The 17588-nt window shown below is 70.0% G+C and carries 4 protein-coding genes (2 of these 4 cut by a window edge); all 4 read left to right on the plus strand.

Features of this window, described 5'->3' with window-relative positions:
- Tightly spaced (each overlapping or abutting the next), the 4 genes in view from OTER_RS09960 to OTER_RS09975 form a layout consistent with a single transcriptional unit that may run on beyond the window.
- Window positions 1-5361, plus strand: partial view of a non-ribosomal peptide synthetase gene (locus OTER_RS09960; RefSeq protein ID WP_012374788.1) — the 3' portion only. The gene continues 5559 nt to the left of window position 1, outside the view; 5361 of the gene's 10920 nt are visible here — the last part of the coding sequence; its start codon lies beyond the left edge, outside the window; it ends in the stop codon at window positions 5359-5361.
- Window positions 5358-12854 carry a type I polyketide synthase gene (locus OTER_RS09965; protein ID WP_012374789.1) on the plus strand — a complete coding sequence of 2499 codons (7497 nt, stop codon included), beginning with the start codon at window positions 5358-5360 and terminating at the stop codon, window positions 12852-12854. The genes OTER_RS09960 and OTER_RS09965 overlap by 4 nt, the downstream gene beginning before the upstream one ends.
- The gene (locus tag OTER_RS09970) at window positions 12851-16264 is read left to right on the plus strand and encodes a non-ribosomal peptide synthetase (protein WP_012374790.1); all 3414 of its coding nucleotides are present in this window, start codon (window positions 12851-12853) and stop codon (window positions 16262-16264) included. Before OTER_RS09965 ends, OTER_RS09970 begins: the two co-directional genes overlap by 4 nt.
- Window positions 16257-17588 carry the start of a non-ribosomal peptide synthetase gene (locus OTER_RS09975; protein WP_012374791.1) on the plus strand. 1998 nt of this gene lie beyond the right edge of the window, so only the first 1332 of its 3330 coding nucleotides appear in the window; the start codon lies at window positions 16257-16259; the stop codon falls past the right edge of the window. The genes OTER_RS09970 and OTER_RS09975 overlap by 8 nt, the downstream gene beginning before the upstream one ends.

The following is a 17588-nucleotide window of genomic DNA, read 5'->3' on the forward strand; positions in this document are numbered from 1 at the left end:
GGACGGCCGTTGCCGAACCTGACGCTCTACGTGCTCGACCGGCATCGCCAGCTCGTGCCCGTCGGCGTGCCGGGCGAGATCGCCGTGTCGGGGGTGGGCGTCGGCGCCGGGTACTGGCGGAACGAGGAGAAGACCCGCGCGGCGTTCGTGACGAATCCTTACGACGACGCCGGCCGGCGCGGCGCGGTGATCTACCGAACGGGCGATCTCGGCCGCTGGCGGCCGGATGGCACGCTGGAAATGCTGGGCCGCTTCGACCAGCAGGTGAAGCTGCGCGGCTTCCGGATCGAGTTGGGCGAGATTGAGAGCATGCTCGCGCGGCATCCCGCCGTGGGCGAGGCGGTGGTGCTGATCCGCGAAGACCAGCCAGGTGAGAAGCGGCTCGCCGCCTACGCCACGCTGAACGCGTCCGCGGAGGAGCTGCAGGCGAAAGCGTCCGGTCTGGCCGCCGAGCAGGTGCAGCTCTGGCAGGATCTGCACGAGGACAGCTACGCGGAAACGCGGGCGCTGGCGGACGAACCGACCGCGAACGTGATCGGCTGGGACAGCAACTATACGGGGCAGCCGCTCTCCGACGCCGAGATGCGCGAGTACATCACGCATACGGTGGAGCGCGTCCGCGCGCTGCGGCCGCGGCGCGTGCTCGAGATCGGCTGCGGTACCGGCTTGCTGCTGGCCCCGCTGGCGCCGCACGTGGAGCACTATCTGGCGGCCGATCTTTCCCGCGTGGCGATTACGCGGCTGCAGCAACAGCTGGCGGGCCGGCCGGAATTCGCCCACGTTGAGCTGCGCGCGCAGCGGGCGGACGACTTTTCGGCGATTGCTCCGGCGAGCGTCGACGTGGTGATGCTCTGCTCGGTCGTGCAGTATTTCCCCGGGGTCGACTATCTGCTCAAGGTGATCGAAGGCGCGCTGCGGGTGCTGCGCCCGGGCGGCGCGATCTTCTTCGGCGACGTGCGCGTCCGCGCGCTCCTGCCGGCGTTCCACGCGTCGGTGCAGTTGTTCAAGGCGCCGGACACGCTGACGGCCGCGGGGCTGCGGCGGCGCGTGCGGGCGGCTCTGCAGCGCGAACAGGAAATGGCGCTCGCGCCGGAGTTCTTCGTCGCGCTGCGTCACCGGTACCCGCAGATCAGCCGCCTCGAGGTGCGGCCGAAGCGCGGGCGAATTCAGAACGAAATGACGCGGTTCCGCTGCGATGTGACCGTGCATGTGGGCGGCAGCGGCGAGCCGACGCCGCAGTTCGCCTGGGAAAACTGGCCACGGCAGCCGATCTCGTGCGAGGACTTGCGCCGCCGGCTCGCGACCGGGGAAGAAGCGGTCGCGTTGCGCAACGTGGCGAATCCGCGCGTGCAGCGCGAACGCTACACGCTCTCCTGGCTGGATACCGCCCGCGCCGACGAACGCGTGGCGGATTTTCGCGCGGCGCTGGCGGCGGCCCCCGCGGCGGGCATTGATCCGGACGAGCTGAGCGCGTTGGGCGAAGAGCTGGGCTACGCGGTGGACACGGCGCTGGCCATGGACGGTGACGATGGTCGTTACGACGTGGTGTTCCGGAAACTTGACCCCGACGGCCGGCCGCTGCCGGCGCTTGATCTGACGCCCGTCGATCGCGCCGTGAAGCCCTGGGCGAGCTACGCCAACAATCCGCTGCACGAGAAGCTCGCGCGCGGGCTCGTGCCGCAGCTCCGGACGTTTCTGCGCGAACGGCTGCCAAGCTACATGGTGCCGGCGGATTTTGTCGTGCTCGACGCGTTGCCGCAGCTGCCGAACGGCAAGGTTGACCGCCGCGCGTTGCCCGCGCCCGAGACGGCGGAGCTGGCGGAAGCGGATCACGTGGCGCCGCGCAATGCCACCGAGGCGCAGCTGGCGGCGATCTGGGGCGCGGTGCTCGGGCTCGGCCGCGTGAGCGTGACGGCCAACTTTTTCGAACTCGGCGGGCACAGCCTGAAGGCCACGCAGGTCGTGAGCCGGATCTGCCGCGAGTTCGGCTGCGAGGTGGCGCTGCGCGAGCTGTTTAACCAGCCGACGATCGCGGAGTTCGCCGCGACTCTCGAGACGGCGCGCCGCGCCCGGCACGAGCCGATTCCGCGCGTCGCCGACGCGGCGGACTATCCGCTCTCGCACGCGCAGCTGCGGCTGTGGGTGCTGGCCCAGCTGGAAGGGGCGCTCACAGCCTACAACATGCCGGCCGCGGTGCTGCTCGAAGGCGCGGTGGATCGCGCGGCGCTCGAGCAGGCCTTCGCGCAGCTGGTGCAGCGGCACGAGTCGCTGCGCACGACCTTCGTGCTCATCGACGGCGCGCCGCGGCAACGCGTGCACCCGGCGCCGCTCGGCGAGCTGGAGTTCGCCGATGTCTCGGGCGGGCGCGAGCCGGAGGCGCAGGCGCGCGAACTGGCGCTGGCGCACGCGCGGCGGCCGTTCGATCTCGAGCGCGGGCCGCTGGTGCGGATCGCGTTGGTGCGGATTGCGCCCGACCGCCACGCGCTGCTGTTCAACATGCACCACATCGTGTCGGACGACTGGAGCACGGGCGTGCTGGTGAACGAATTCATCCGGCGGCACGACGCGCTCGTGGCCGGCGAGGAGCCGGCGCTCGCGCCGCTGCGCGTGCATTACCGCGACTACGCGGGGTGGCAGAACGCGCGGCTGGCGGCGGACGGGATGGCGGAGCATCGCGCGTATTGGCGAGAGAAATTCGCTGGCACGCTGCCGGTGCTGCAGCTGCCGACCGACCGGCCGCGGCCGGCGGTGAAGAGCTACGTTGGCCGGACGCGGTCGTTCGCGCTTTCGCCGGAGCTGACGCGGGCGCTGCACGACCTCGCGCAGCGCGAACAGGCCACGTTGTTCATGGCGCTCACCGCGGCGGTCGACGTGTTGTTGCACCGCTATTCGGGACAGCGGGATCTGATCGTCGGCAGTCCGATCGCCGGCCGGACGCATCCCGACCTCGAGGACCAGATCGGGTTTTACATCAACACGCTCCCGTTGCGCGCGACGATCGATCCGGCGGCGGCGTTCACCACGCTGCTGGCGCAGGTGCGGCAGACCGCGACGGAGGCGTATGAGCACCAGGCGTATCCCTTCGACCGGCTGGTCGACGATCTCGCGCTGGAACGCGATGTCACGCGCACGCCGTTGTTCGACGTGGTCGTGGTGATGCAGAACGTGGATCCGTATGCGCTGGCGTTGAACGGCGTGAGCGTGCGGCCGTTCGTGGACGATTTCGGCGGGAGCAAGTTTGACCTGCAGTTCAACTTCGAGGAACGCGAGGCGACGCTGCGAGGCTCCGTCGTGTTCAACACCGACCTGTTCGAGGAAGAGCGGATCGCGCGGATGATCGCGCATCTGACCACGCTGCTCGAGAGCATCGCGGCAGATCCTGGCTGCGCGGTGGGGCGGCTGGAGCTGCTGGGCGGGGCGGAGCGGCGGCAGGTGGTGGAGGAGTTCCAAGGTGCGGCGGGCGAGTGGGCGTCGGGCCGGACGCTGGTGAGCTGGTTCGAGGCGCAGGTGGCGCAAACGCCGGACGCGATCGCGGTGAGCCGCGAAGGGGTGGCGTTGAGTTATGCGGAATTGAACGCGCGGGCGAACCGGCTGGCGTGGCGGCTGCGGCGCGCGGGCGTGGAACCGGAGGCGCGGGTGGGGATGTATTTCGAGCGAACGGTGGAACTGGTCGTGGGGATCGTGGCGATCCTGAAAGCGGGCGGAGCGTATGTGCCGTTCGATCCGGTGTATCCGGCGGAGCGGATCGGGTTCATGCTGCGGGACGCGGCGCCGCGCGTGCTGTTGACGCAGCAGAAGCACGAGGCGTTTTGTCGCGGGCTGGTGGCGGACGGAACGGAGCTGGTGTGTGCGGACGATCCGTCGCTCGTCGGCGAGCGGACGGAGAACCTGGGCCTGGAGGTGCGGCCGGAGCAAGCGGCGTATGTGATCTACACGTCGGGCTCGACGGGGCAGCCGAAAGGCTGCGTGGTGGAGCATCGGCAGGTGGTGCGGTTGTTCGAGGCGACGCAGGCGTGGTATCGGTTCGGGCGGGAGGACGTGTGGACGCTGTTCCACTCGTATGCGTTCGATTTTTCGGTGTGGGAACTGTGGGGCGCGCTGTTGTATGGCGGACGGTTGGTGGTGGTGCCGTTCGAGACGAGCCGGTCGCCGGAGGCGTTTTTGGAGTTGTTGCGACAGGAGAAGGTGACGGTGTTGAACCAGACGCCGTCGGCGTTCCGCGGATTGATGGCGGCCGACGAGAGTGCCAGGCCGGCGCCGCTTTCACTGCGGTACGTGATCTTTGGTGGCGAGGCGCTGGAGCCGGCGAGCCTGGCGCCGTGGTGGGAGCGGCACGGCGACGAGCAGCCGCAGCTGGTGAACATGTACGGGATCACGGAGACGACGGTGCACGTGACCTACCGGCCGCTGCGGCGGGCGGATGGGGCGAACGGCAGTGTGATCGGGCGGCCGATTCCGGACCTGCGGTTGTATGTGCTCGATGCGTTCCAGCAGCCGGTGCCGATCGGAGTGGTGGGCGAAATCTACGTGGGCGGTGCGGGCGTGGCGCGGGGTTATCTGAACCGGCCGGAGCTGACGGCGGAGCGGTTCGTGCCGGACCGGCTGGACGGCCGGCCGGGGGCGACGCTGTATCGCTCGGGTGACCTGGCGCGGTGGCGCGCGGATGGAGAGCTGGAGTATCTGGGCCGGGCGGATCACCAGGTGAAGATCCGCGGGTTCCGGATCGAGCTGGGCGAGATCGAGGCGGCGCTGGCATCGCATCCGGCGGTGCGCTCCGCGCTCGTGCTGCTGCGCGAGGAGCGCGGCGGTGACCGACGGCTGGCCGGGTATGTGGTGTTGCGGGAGACGAACGCGACGAACGTGACCGAGCTGCGTGAACACGTTCGGACGCGCGTGCCGGAGTACATGGTGCCCGCCGGGCTGGCGATTCTCGAAAAATTCCCGCTGACGCCCAACGGCAAGATCGATCGCGCGGCACTGCCCGCCCCGGAGACCACGCCCGGTGCGGCGAACGCGGGCGCTCCAGTGCAGGATGAACTCGAGGCGACCATCGCGCGGATCTGGCGGGAGGCGCTCGGGGTCGGCCAGGTCGGGCGCGACGACAGCTTCTTCGACATCGGCGGGCATTCGCTGCTCGTGGTGCAGGTGCACAAGCAGCTGCGCGAGACGCTCGGCGTGGAGCTCTCGGTGATCGATTTGTTCAAACATGCAACGATTCGCGCGCTGGCGGCGCATCTGCGAGCGAGCCGAACGTCCGAGCCGGACGCCGCGGCGACGACCGGGATCGACGCGGCCCGCGAACGGGCGCGCCAGCAAAAGGCCGCGCGTCAGCGCCGGCGACCGGGAGGAGGCACGTCATGAAGCACGACGAGACGGTGGAACTGGACGGCATTGCGATCATCGGACTGGCGGTGCGTTTTCCCGGCGCGGACTCGGTCGAGCAATTCTGGGCGAACCTGCGCGCCGGCAAGGAATCGGTGTCATTCTTCAGCGACGACGAACTGCGGGCGGCGGGCGTCGATCCCGCGACCCTCGCGCAGCCGGGTTACGTGAAGGCCAACGGTGTGCTGCGCGATGCGGACAAATTCGACGCGAGCTTTTTCGGCATTTCGCCGCGCGAGGCGGAGGCGATGGATCCGCAGCACCGGGTGTTTCTCGAATTGGCGTGGGAGGCGTTGGAGCGGGCCGGCTACGACCCGGCGCGAACGCCGGGGCGAGTTGGCGTGTTTGCCGGCGCGGGGCTCAGCACGTATTTGTTGAAAAACCTTGCGCCGAATCGCGCGCTGGTCGACTCGGCGGGCGAACTGCCGCTGCTGTTGGGCAACAACAAGGACTTCGTGCCCACGCGCGTGTCCTACAAACTCGACCTGCGCGGCCCGAGCGTGAACGTGAACTCCGCCTGTTCGACCTCGCTCGTGGCGACGCACCTCGCGGGTCAGAGCCTGCTCGACTATCACTGCGACCTCGCGCTGGCCGGCGGCGTGTCGATTCAGGTGCCGCAGGTGCAGGGCTATCGGCACACCGAGGGCGCGATCGGTTCGCCGGACGGACATTGCCGGGCGTTTGATGCGCAGGCGCGCGGGACGGTGAGCGGCAACGGCGCGGGCATCGTCGTGTTGAAGCGGCTCGCCGAGGCGCTGGCGGATGGCGACACCATCCACGCGGTGATTCGCGGTTCGGCGGTGAACAACGACGGCGCCGACAAGGTTGGCTTCACCGCACCGAGCATCAGCGGACAGAGTCAGGTGATCGCGGAGGCACTTGAAGTTGCCGGAGTGAGTCCGGCGGAGATTTCGTACGTCGAGGCCCATGGGACCGGCACCGAGTTGGGCGATCCGATCGAAATGGCGGCACTCACGCAGGTGTTCGGCACCGGGCACGACCGCGCGGCGAAGTGCGCGTTGGGTTCGGTGAAGACGAACCTCGGGCACCTCGACGAGGCGGCGGGGGCGGCCGGGTTGGCGAAGACGGTGCTCGCGCTGGCGCATCGCGAGCTGCCGCCGAGCCTGCATTTCTCCACGCCCAATCCAAAGATCGATTTCGCGGCGAGCGCGTTTGCGGTCAACGCGCAGCTCACACCGTGGCGCACCGCGCCGGGCGTGCCGCGGCGCGCCGGTGTGAGTTCGTTCGGACTCGGCGGCACGAACGCGCACGTCGTGCTTGAGGAGGCGCCGGCGCTGCGGCCGACCACGCCTGGTCGATCGCAGCAGCTACTCGTGCTGTCGGCCAAAACCGAACGCGCACGGAACGACGCGGCGCAGAATCTGGCGCGCCACTTGGAACTGAATCCGGACGCGGACCTCGCGGATGTCAGCTTCACGCTGGCGCAGGGCCGGCAGCCATTTGCGCACCGGCGGACGATCGTGGCGCGGGACGCGGCCGAAGCGGTGCGCGCGTTGCGGGCTGAACCGTCGGCGCGGACCTCGCCGGCGAGCGACGTGGCGCCGGAGGTGGTGTTCCTGTTTTCCGGCCAGGGTTCGCAATATCCGCGAATGCTGGCGGGCCTGTATGCGACGGAACCGGTGATCCGCCGCGAGATCGACCGCGGCGCGGAGTGGCTGCGGCCGCACCTGGGCTTCAACCTGCGCGAACTGCTGGCGTCGTCGGACGCGGCCGCGGCGGCGCGGCTGCGGCAGACGGCGGTCGCGCAGCCGGTGCTATTTCTGGCGGACTACGCGCTGGCGCAGCTGTGGCGCAGCTGGGGGATCGAACCGGCCGCACTCGTCGGACACAGCCTCGGCGAATATGTCGCGGCGTGCGTGGCCGGCGTGTTTTCTTTCGAGGACGCGCTGGGCCTCGTGGCGGCGCGCGGCGCGTTGATGCAGGCGCAGCCGCCAGGCGGGATGCTGGCGGTGGGGCTCGGTGAAGAGCCGGCGGCGGCGGTCGCAGCGGCGCATGGGCTGGTCATCGCGGCGGTGAATGCGGGCAACGCCTGCGTGCTCTCGGGCCCGCTCGCCGCGATTGAGGAGACCGCGCGCGAGTTGGCCGCGCGGGACATCGCCGCCACGCGGCTCGAGACCTCGCACGCGTTTCATTCGCCGATGATGGAGCCGGTCCTCGCGCCGCTGGCGGCGAAGGTCCGCGCGGTGGAGCGCCACGCACCGCGAATTCCGGTGGCGTCCAACGTCACGGGGCGGTGGCTTACGGCGGAGGAAGCGCGCGATCCGGAGTACTGGGCGCGGCAGGTGCGGGCGCCGGTGCGGTTCGCGGACAACGTTACGCTCGTGCGGGAGCGACCGGGGCGGATCCTGCTCGAGGTCGGGCCGGGCCGCGCGCTCGCGTCGATGGCGCAACGCGTGGCGAAGGATACGCGGGTGCTGACCTCGCTGCGCACGGCGGCGCAGAGCGTCGACGATCTGGCACACCTGCTCACCACCGCGGGCCGGCTGTGGGAGGCGGGCGTCGAGATGGATTGGACGAAGTTTTTCGCCGGGCAGGTCCGGCGGCGGGTCGTGCTGCCGACGTATCCGTTCCAGCGCCAGCGATATTGGATCGAGCCGCCGAAGCCGGCCACAAGCACGCCGCGCGACACGGTCGTTACAGCGGAGGCGGCGCCGGCGTCCGAGCCGACGCACGCGATGCTGGCGAGCGGATTGTCCGAACTGCTCGCCGCGGAGACGCGGGCGGCGAGCCGGGCTGATTGCGTGGAGGCGCCGACCTACGCGAGCTTCGCGCGCGCGCTGGAAACGTGGTGCGGCGAGGTGTTGTATCACTACGTCACGGCTGGGCGGACGATCGCTGCGGGAGAGCGGGAGAGTGCGGCGGCGCTCCGGCAACGCCATCGGGTCCTGCCGGCGTTCACGAAGGCGTTCGACTCTTTCCTGCACGCTTTGGCAGCGGACGGGTATCTCCGCCACGAGGGGGATGACGTGGTGTGGTTGCGCGCGTCGGCGACGGTTCCCTCCGTCGCGCGCGGCCGCGAAGCGCTGCTGGCGCGGTTTGCGGAGTTTCGCGGAATCGTCCGACTGGTCGATCACTGCACGGCGCACTATGCGGCGGCCCTGTCCGGCGAAATCCAGGCGATCACGGTGCTGTATCCCGACGGCAGCTCCGAGTTGCTCGAATCAACCGCGCGCGACGCGGTGCGGCACACGAACAAGGACGTTTACATCGAGACGTTGAAGGCGGCGATCGACCAGCGGCTGGCGGCGGCGGGCGGCCGGCGCGTGCGGATCCTGGAGGTGGGCGTGGGCGACGGGCTGCTGGCCGGCCGGATTGCGCCGGGCCTGCAGGGGCGGAACGTCGAGTATGTCGCCACGGACCTGAGCCGGGCGTTCGTGGCCAAGGCCGAGCGAGCGGCAGTGGCGGCAGGGCTGGACTTCGTGAGGTTCGGCGTGCTGGACATTTCGTGCGATCCGGTCGCGCAAGGGTTCGCCGCGGGTGCGTTCGATCTGGTGATCTGCCTCGACGTGGTGCACGCGACGCCGCGGCTGGCGGAGACGCTGGGGCATTTGCGCACGCTGCTCGCGCCCGGCGGCTGGCTGGGGGTCATCGAAAAAGTCCGCGCCGAGCGCTGGGTGGATCTGGTCTGGGGGCTGGCGGAAGGCTGGTGGTATTTTGCCGATGCCGACCTGCGGCAGCACGGGCCGCTGCTGCCGGCCGAGCGGTGGGAAGCGCTGCTTCGGCGCGGGGGATTTGCGGACGTGGCGGTGTTGCCGCAGACCGCGCAAGCGCGCGCGACGAGCGATTATGCGCTGCTGCTGGCGGAAGCGCCACGCGCGCCGCGGGCGGCAGGTGCGGATCCAGCTGGCCAGACGAGAGCCGCGGAACTTTCGAAATGGTTCTACGCGCCGGGCTGGAAGCCGGTGCCGGCGCCTGCGCCCGAGGAAGCGCATCGCGGCGCGCGCGTGCTCGTGCTGCTCGACGACGGCGGTCTGGGCCAGGCGTTGGCTGAGTGGCTGCAGCGGAACGGCGCGGTGGTGACGACGGCCCCGGCTGCGGCGGTGCGGACGATCGAAAACTGGCGGGTGCTGCTCGCGGGCCTTGGCGGAGCACCGACGCGGATCGTGCATCTCGGCGCGGCGACACGCGACGAACGAACGGTACGCGCAAAGCAGTTCGTTCACGATCTCGCCCAGCTCGCGGGCGCGCTGGTGGGCGGCACGGACCCGTGCACGCTCACGCTCGTCACCCGGCGGGGATGCGCGGTGCAGGCGGACGAGGCGGTCCATCCCACGAAGGCGCTGCTCGTCGGGCCGCTGCGCGTGATTCCGCTCGAGTGTCCGCACGTGGCCGTGCGGCTGGTTGATGTGGACACCGGCGACGCGCCGGCGCTGGACGCACTGACGAGCGAGGTGGAGAGCGAGCCGCGGGCGGCGCTGGTCGCGTGGCGGAACGGGCAGCGCTGGATAGAGACGCTGGAAAGGCGGCCGCTCGCGGAGGCAGTTGGTGCGAACCAAGGGCTGCGGGAGCGCGGCGTCTATTTGATCACGGGTGGATTTGGTTCGATGGGCCGGGCGTTCGCGCGCGAGCTGGCGCAATCGGTGCGTGCGCGGCTGGTGCTCGTCGGCCGGCACGTAGACGGAGAGCAACAGCGGCGGGTGCTGGCGGAAATAGTGGCGGCGGGAGGCGAGGCGATCGCGGTGCAGGCCGACGTGTCCAACGCGGTCCAGGTGGCGCACGCGGTGAAGACCGCGCGCGAGCACTTCGGCGCGGTGCACGGGGTGTTTCATACCGCGGGCGTGTATGATCAGGGCGTGATGTGGGAACGGTCGCCGAGCGCGATCGACGCCACGCTCGCGCCAAAAGTGGACGGCACGCTGGCGCTGTCCGAGGCGCTGGCGGGCGAGCGGCTCGATCTTTTCGTGGTCTGTTCATCGCTTGCCTCGCTGCGACCGGTCGCGGGACAGGTGGATTACGCCGCGGCCAACGCGTTTCTCGATGCTTGGGCGGGGGAACACGCCCGGCGGACCCGCACCCGGACGATCTCGATCGCGTGGGGAATGTGGCAGGAGTTGGGGATGATGGAGCATGCAAGCATTGCGCCGGCGCAGCAGCAGGCGGTGCGCGACGAAATCGCGCGCGAGGGCTGGGCGCAGGCGGGCATCGCCGCGTGGCGTCGAGTTCTGGCGCATGCGCCGAGTGGCGTGGTGATCGTTTCGCCGCAGCCGCTGCGCGCGCCCGGCTGGCTCGGTCATCCGCTGCTGCGGGAGCGTTGCGACGAGCAAGGCCGCACCGACTATGTGGCTCATCTCGATCCGCGGCGGCACTGGGTGGCCGACGAACACCGGCTCGACGGTCGGGCGGTGCTGCCGGGCACGGCGTACCTCGAGCTGGCGCACGCGGCCTTTGTGGAGCACACCGGCGCCACGGCCGTCGAGTTGAGCGAGGTCTATTTCCTCAGCCCATTGGTGCTCGAGCGTGACGAGCCGCGCGAGGTGCGCGTGGTGTTGCACGGCGACACGTTTGTGGTGATCAGCCGGATTGGTCCGGACGAGTGGATCGAGCACGCGCGTGGGGAAGTGCGCATCGCGACCGGCGCGGCGGCGGAGGCCGTGGCCCGGGCCGAGCCGCTCACGGCGTGTCCGGTGCCCGACGACGCGGTGCGGTTCGGACCGCGCTGGCGAAACCTGCAGGAGCTGGCGTTTGGCGAGCGGAGCGGAACGGCAACGCTCGCGCTAGCGTCGGAGTTTGCGAACGACGTTGGCGGTTATCGGCTGCATCCGGCGCTGCTCGATATGGCGACCGGTTTCATCACGCTGCGCCATCCGCTGCCGGACAGCCTGCCTTTCGGCTATCGGCGTGTCATCGTCCGCGGACCGCTGCCGGCACGACTGCGCAGTCACGTCCGCGTGGTTGACCGAGGCGAGACTACGCTGGAGCTCGCGGCGACGTTGACGGACGAGGCCGGGCAGACGCGCGTGGAGATTGAGGGCTATCAACTGCGGCGGACCGCCGTGGCCCGCGCGGAGCCGGCGGCGGACAACGTGCGGCTGGCGATCGGCGGCGGGCAGGGGCTCGCCGAATCGCTGCAGCTCGTGCGCGCGGCGCGCCGTGCGCCGGCGGCGGAGGAGATTGAGATCCAAGTCGAGGCGGCCGGGCTGAATTTCATCGAGGTGCTGTATGCGCTCGGACTGCTGCCGGTGGCGCCGGAACTGGAGGAGGCCTTTGGACTGGAGTGCGCTGGTCGGATCGTGCGCGTGGGCTCGGGCGTCAGCGGGTGGGCGCCTGGCGACGAGGTGATCGGCTATGCGAACGGCTGCTTCGCCCAGTATGTGGCGGCTCCGGTTCGGGCGATTGCGCGCCGGCCGGCTGGGGTGAGCGCGGTGGAAGCCGCTACGCTGCCGGCGGCGTTTGCGACCGCGCATCATGCGCTGGTGACGCAGGGGCGGCTCGCGCGCGGCGAGCGCGTGCTGATCCATGCGGCGGCGGGCGGCGTGGGCCAGGCCGCGGTGCAGATCGCGCGACACGTGGGAGCGGAGATTTTCGCGACGGCCGGCTCGCCGGCAAAGCGCGCGGCGCTGCGCGCGATGGGCGTGGAGCACGTGATGGACTCACGCACGCTCGCATTCGCCGACGACGTGCGGGCGGCGACAGGTGGCCGCGGCGTGGACGTGGTGCTCAACTCGCTCGGCGGCGAGTTCCTGCGCGCGAGCTTGGAACTCGTCGCGCCGCACGGACGGTTCCTGGAACTCGGCAAACGCGACCTCCTTCGCGGCGGCGCGCTCGAGCTGAAGCCGTTCGCACGGATCATCTCTTTCATCGTGATCGACGTGGGGCCCGACCTGCCGGGGTTCCCCGCGCTGTGGCGCGAGGTCGCCGAGCATTTCGAGCGTGGCATCTATCGACCGCTGCCGGTGACAGCGTTTCGGCTGAGCGAGCCGCAGCATGCGTTCGAGTTCATGGCGGCGGCGAAGCACATCGGGAAGATTGTGCTGACGGTGGACGCGCCCGAGATGCGTGCGCGCGCGATGTCCCAACGGAGGCCGTCGCGCGGACGGAGCCTCGCGGCAATCCTGGGTGTGAGTGAATCCGCTGCGGAAATGCCGCCGCCGACCGCCGTCGTGGTCGAGCCCTCTCGCGGGCACGAGCGGCCGGAGCTGGCGACCGCGTACGTCGAGCCGGCGGATGAGACCGAGCGGAAGATCGCGGCGGTGTGGTCGGAGTTGCTCGGCGTCGCGCGCGTGGGGACACAGGACAACTTCTTCGAACTGCATGGCGACTCGCTGCTGGCGGCGCAGGTGGTGGCCCGGCTGCACGTCGCCGTGGGCGTGAAGCTGCCGTTGAGCGCGCTCTTTGATGCACCGACGGTGGCCGGACTGGCGACGCGCGTGCGCGGCTCCGCGGCGGCACCGCAGGTGACGAGGACGGCGGGCAAGCCGCTCGTGGGCGCGCAGGAGGAGGGCGAGATATGAGCGCGCCGGCGTTGCTCGAAGAGCTGGCACGACTCCGCGTGGAGCTGTGGGTCGAGGACGGCACGCGGCTGCGTTATCGCGCGCCGGTCGGCGCGCTGACGCCCGAGTACCTCGCGCGACTGAAGCAACACAAGGCCGAGATCATCGCCGCGCTGGCCGCGCACGCGAGCGAGCCGGAACGAATTCCGCGGCTGCCGGACGCGCCGAGCTATGCGCTCTCGCAAGCGCAGTGGCGGCTCTGGGTGCTGACGCAGCTGGAGAACGCGGCGGCGGCATACCGTATCCCGCTGCATTTCGAGCTGCTCGGGCCGGTGCGGCGAGAGGTAGTCGAGCGCGTGTTCATGACGCTGGTGGCGCGGCACGAGGCGCTGCGCACAAGTTTCACGCTGGTCGACGGCGAGCCGCGGCAGGTGGTGCATCCGCGCCTGGAGCTGGCGATCGGATTCGCCGACCTGAGCGCCGCGGCCGATCCGGTCGGCGAGGCGCGCGCGCGCGGGCGGGCGCAGACGGTGCGGCCATTCGATCTCACGCGGGATCCGCTGTTGCGCGTGGAACTGCTGCGACTCGCGCCGGAGCGGCACGTCGTGCTGTTCACGCTGCACCACATCATCGCCGACGGCACGAGCGTCGGCGTGCTGGTGCGCGAGTTTTCGGAACTGTATGCGGCGTTTGCGGCGGGACGGGAGAATCCGCTGCCGCCGCTGCGGATCCACTATCGCGATTACGCGGCGTGGCAGAACACGCAGTTGCGCGCCGGAGGGTTGGAACCGCAGCGGCGGTATTGGCACGATCGGCTCGGCGGTGAGTTGCCGGTGCTGGACTTGCCTACCGACCGGCCGCGGCCGGCGGCGCCGACGTTCCGCGGCGGTGAGCTGCCCTTCACGTTGACGCGGACGCAACTGGATGCATTGCGGGCGCTCGCGCAGCGGCATCAGGCGTCGCTTTTCATGGTGTTGACCGCGCTGGTGAAGGTGCTGCTGCACCGCCACACCGGGCAGAACGACATCATCGTCGGTAGTCCGATTGCGGGGCGCACGGATCCCGAGCTGGAGCCGCAGGTGGGATTCTATGTGAACACGCTCGCGCTGCGCGACCGGGTCGAGCCGGGGCAGACCTTCGCGGAGCTGCTGCGTGCGGTGCGACAAACCACGCTCGAGGCATTCGATCACTCGCTCTATCCGTTCGATTTCCTGGTGAATGAACTGCCGCTGAAACGCGACCTGAGCCGTTCGCCGATCTTGGATGTGATGGTGGTGCTGCAAAACCAGGACGAGCGGGCGCGGCCGATGAACGGAGTGACGCTGCGGTCGTTTCTGGAGCCGTCGGACACGGCGAAGCTGGACCTGACGTTCTTGTTCAAGGCGTTCGACGACCGGCTGCAGGGGGCGATCGAATACAACTGCGATCTTTACGGGGCGGATCGGATCGAGCGGATGGCGGCACAGTTCGCCGTGCTGGCAGACGCCGTGCTCGCCGATCCAGGCACGGCGGTGGGGCGGCTGGAACTGCTGAGCGGGGCGGAGCGGCGGCAGGTGGTGGCGGAGTTCCAGGGTGCGGCGGGCGAGTGGGCGTCGGGCCGGACGCTGGTGAGCTGGTTCGAGGCGCAGGTGGCGCAAACGCCGGACGCGATCGCGGTGAGCGGCGAAGGCGCGGCGTTGAGTTATGGGGAGTTGAACGCGCGAGCGAACCGGCTGGCATGGCGGCTGCGGCGGGCGGGCGTGGGGCCGGAGGCGCGGGTGGGGATGTATTTCGAGCGAACGGTGGACCTGGTCGTGGGGATCGTGGCGATCCTGAAGGCGGGGGGAGCGTATGTGCCGTTCGATCCGGTGTACCCGGCGGAGCGGATCGGGTTCATGCTGCGGGACGCAGCGCCGCGGGTGTTGTTGACGCAGCAGAAGCACGAGGCGTTCTGCCGCGGGCTGGTGGCGGACGGGACGGAGCTGGTGTGTGCGGACGATCGGTCGCTCGTCGGCGAGCGGACGGACAACCTCCGCGTGGACGTACGGCCGGAGCAGGCGGCGTATGTGATCTACACGTCGGGCTCGACGGGGCAGCCGAAAGGCTGCGTGGTGGAGCATCGGCAGGTGGTGCGGTTGTTCGAGGCGACGCAGGCGTGGTATCGGTTCGGACGAGAGGACGTGTGGACGCTGTTCCACTCGTATGCGTTCGATTTTTCGGTGTGGGAACTGTGGGGCGCGCTGCTGTATGGCGGACGGTTGGTGGTGGTGCCGTTCGAGACGAGCCGGTCGCCGGAAGCGTTTTTGGAGTTGTTGCGACAGGAGAAGGTGACGGTGTTGAACCAGACGCCGTCGGCGTTCCGCGGATTGATGGCGGCCGACGAGAGTGCCAGGCCGGCGCCGCTTTCACTGCGGTACGTGATCTTTGGCGGTGAGGCGTTGGAGCCGGCGAGCCTGGCGCCGTGGTGGGAGCGGCACGGCGACGAGCAGCCGCAGCTGGTGAACATGTACGGGATCACGGAGACGACGGTGCACGTGACCTACCGGCCGCTGCGGCGGGCGGATGGGGAGAACGGCAGTGTGATCGGCCGGCCGATTCCGGACCTGCGGTTGTATGTGCTGGACGCGTTCCAGCAGCCGGTGCCGATCGGCGTGGTCGGGGAAATCTACGTGGGCGGAGCGGGCGTGGCGCGCGGGTACTTGAACCGGCCGGAGCTGACGGCGGAGCGGTTCGTGCCGGACCGGCTGGGCGGCCGGCCGGGGGCGACGCTGTATCGCTCGGGTGACCTGGCGCGGTGGCGCGCGGATGGAGAGCTAGAGTATCTGGGCCGGGCGGATCACCAGGTGAAGATCCGCGGGTTCCGGATCGAGCTGGGCGAGATCGAGGCGGCGCTGGCATCGCATCCAGCGGTGCGCTCCGCGCTCGTGCTGCTGCGCGAGGAGCGCGGCGACAAATCGCTCGCGGCCTACGTCGTGTGGCGCGGCGAGCCGGTCGCGCCGGCGGTGCTCCGGGCGCATGTCGGCGAGCGCGTGCCGGAATACATGGTGCCCGCGGACATCGTCGGGCTGGCGGCGTTTCCGCTGACGCCGAACGGGAAGGTGGACCGGCGGGCGTTGCCGGCGCCGGATGCTGCGGCGCGCGTGACCGCGAAGGCGTTTGTCGTGCCGAAGACTCCAGCGGAGATCGCCGTCGCGGCGATCTGGGCCGAGGTGCTCGGCGTGGCGCGGGTGGGCGCGGAGGACAATTTCTTCGAGCTGGGCGGGCACAGCTTGAAGGCCACGCAAGTCGTGGCGCGACTGCGCGCGTCCTACGGAGACGTGGTGACGATCGCTGACGTGTTCCGCTGTCCGACGGTGGCGAGCCTGGCCGCGCGCGTGGCCGCCGCGCCGCGAACGGCTCCGGCGCCGATTGCGCCGGCGACGGCCGAGGAACTGGAGATGCTGAATGAGTGACGGACCGACAATCGCCGAACTGAAGGAGCGCGCCCGGGCGGGCGACGCCGGTGCGCTGCAGGCGTTGCGCGGCCGTGGCTTCTTCGCCGGCAAATCCGGGGACACTCAGAGCTGGCCGGTGTCGGCGGCGCAGCGCCGGCTGTGGGTGATTGATCGGATGATGCCCGGGCTGCCGGTCTACAATATCGCGACGGCGCTGCAGCTCGACGGGGCGCTCGATGTGGACTCGCTGCGGCGGGCGGTGCACGCGTTGATCGAGCGGCACGAAGCGCTGCGCACGACCTTCACCGAAGTGGACGGAGAACCGCGGCAGCTGATCGGCGCGGTGGACCCGGCGGTGTGGCGCGAACTCGATCTCAGCGGCGCAACGGATCCCCTCGCGGAAGCGCGAGTGCGGGCGGCCGACGAGGCGGCGCAGCCGTTTGATCTGGGACGCGGTCCGCTGTTTCGCTGCACGCTCGTGCGGCTGGCGACCGAGCGGCACCTGCTGCTTTGCACGCTACACCACATCGTCAGCGACGCCTGGTCCGCGGAGATCATGCAACGCGAGCTGGCGGCGCTGTATGGGGCGTTTGCGGGAGGTGCAGCAAACCCCCTTCCTCCGCTGCCGCGGCAGTATCGCGATTTCGCGCGCTGGCAGAACGAACAGCTGGCCGGTCCCGCGGGGGAGCGCGCGCGAGCGGCCTGGCTGCGTCAACTGGGCGGCGAGCGCACGACGCTCGCGTTGCCCACCGATTTCGTGCGACCGGCGGTGCAGAACGCCGCGGGCCGGACGTTCCGGTTCGCGCTGGGCCGCGACACATCACGAGCCCTGGCGGAGCTGGGCCGGGCGCATGGTGCCACGACGTTCATGACGCTGGTGGCGCTGCTGAAACTTCTGCTGGCCCGCTACACGGGGCAGGAAGACATCAGCGTGGGCAGCCCGGTGGCCGGACGCGAGCGGGTGGAGTGGGAGGGAATGATCGGGTTCTTCGTGAACACGCTCGTGCTGCGGGATCGCGTGGCGCGCGACGACACGTTCGTGACGCTGCTCGCGCGGGTGCGTGAAACCTGCCTCCACGCGTATGAGCACCAGGCGTATCCATTTGACCGGTTGGTGGACGACCTGAAGCTCGAGCGCGATTTCAGCCGGTCGCCGCTGTTCGACGTGTCGGTGCAGCTGCTCACCGGCGGCGCACGCGGCGGGACGGTGGCCGGACTGCGGCTGACCGAGTTTGATCACGGATTCTCGCCGGCAAAGTGCGACCTGAGTTTCGATTTCACGGACACGGGCGTCGAGCTGGTTTGTTCGCTGACCTATCACGCGGAGTTGTTCGCGGAAGCG

The sequence above is a fragment of the Opitutus terrae PB90-1 genome (assembly GCF_000019965.1).
Taxonomy (GTDB): domain Bacteria; phylum Verrucomicrobiota; class Verrucomicrobiia; order Opitutales; family Opitutaceae; genus Opitutus; species Opitutus terrae.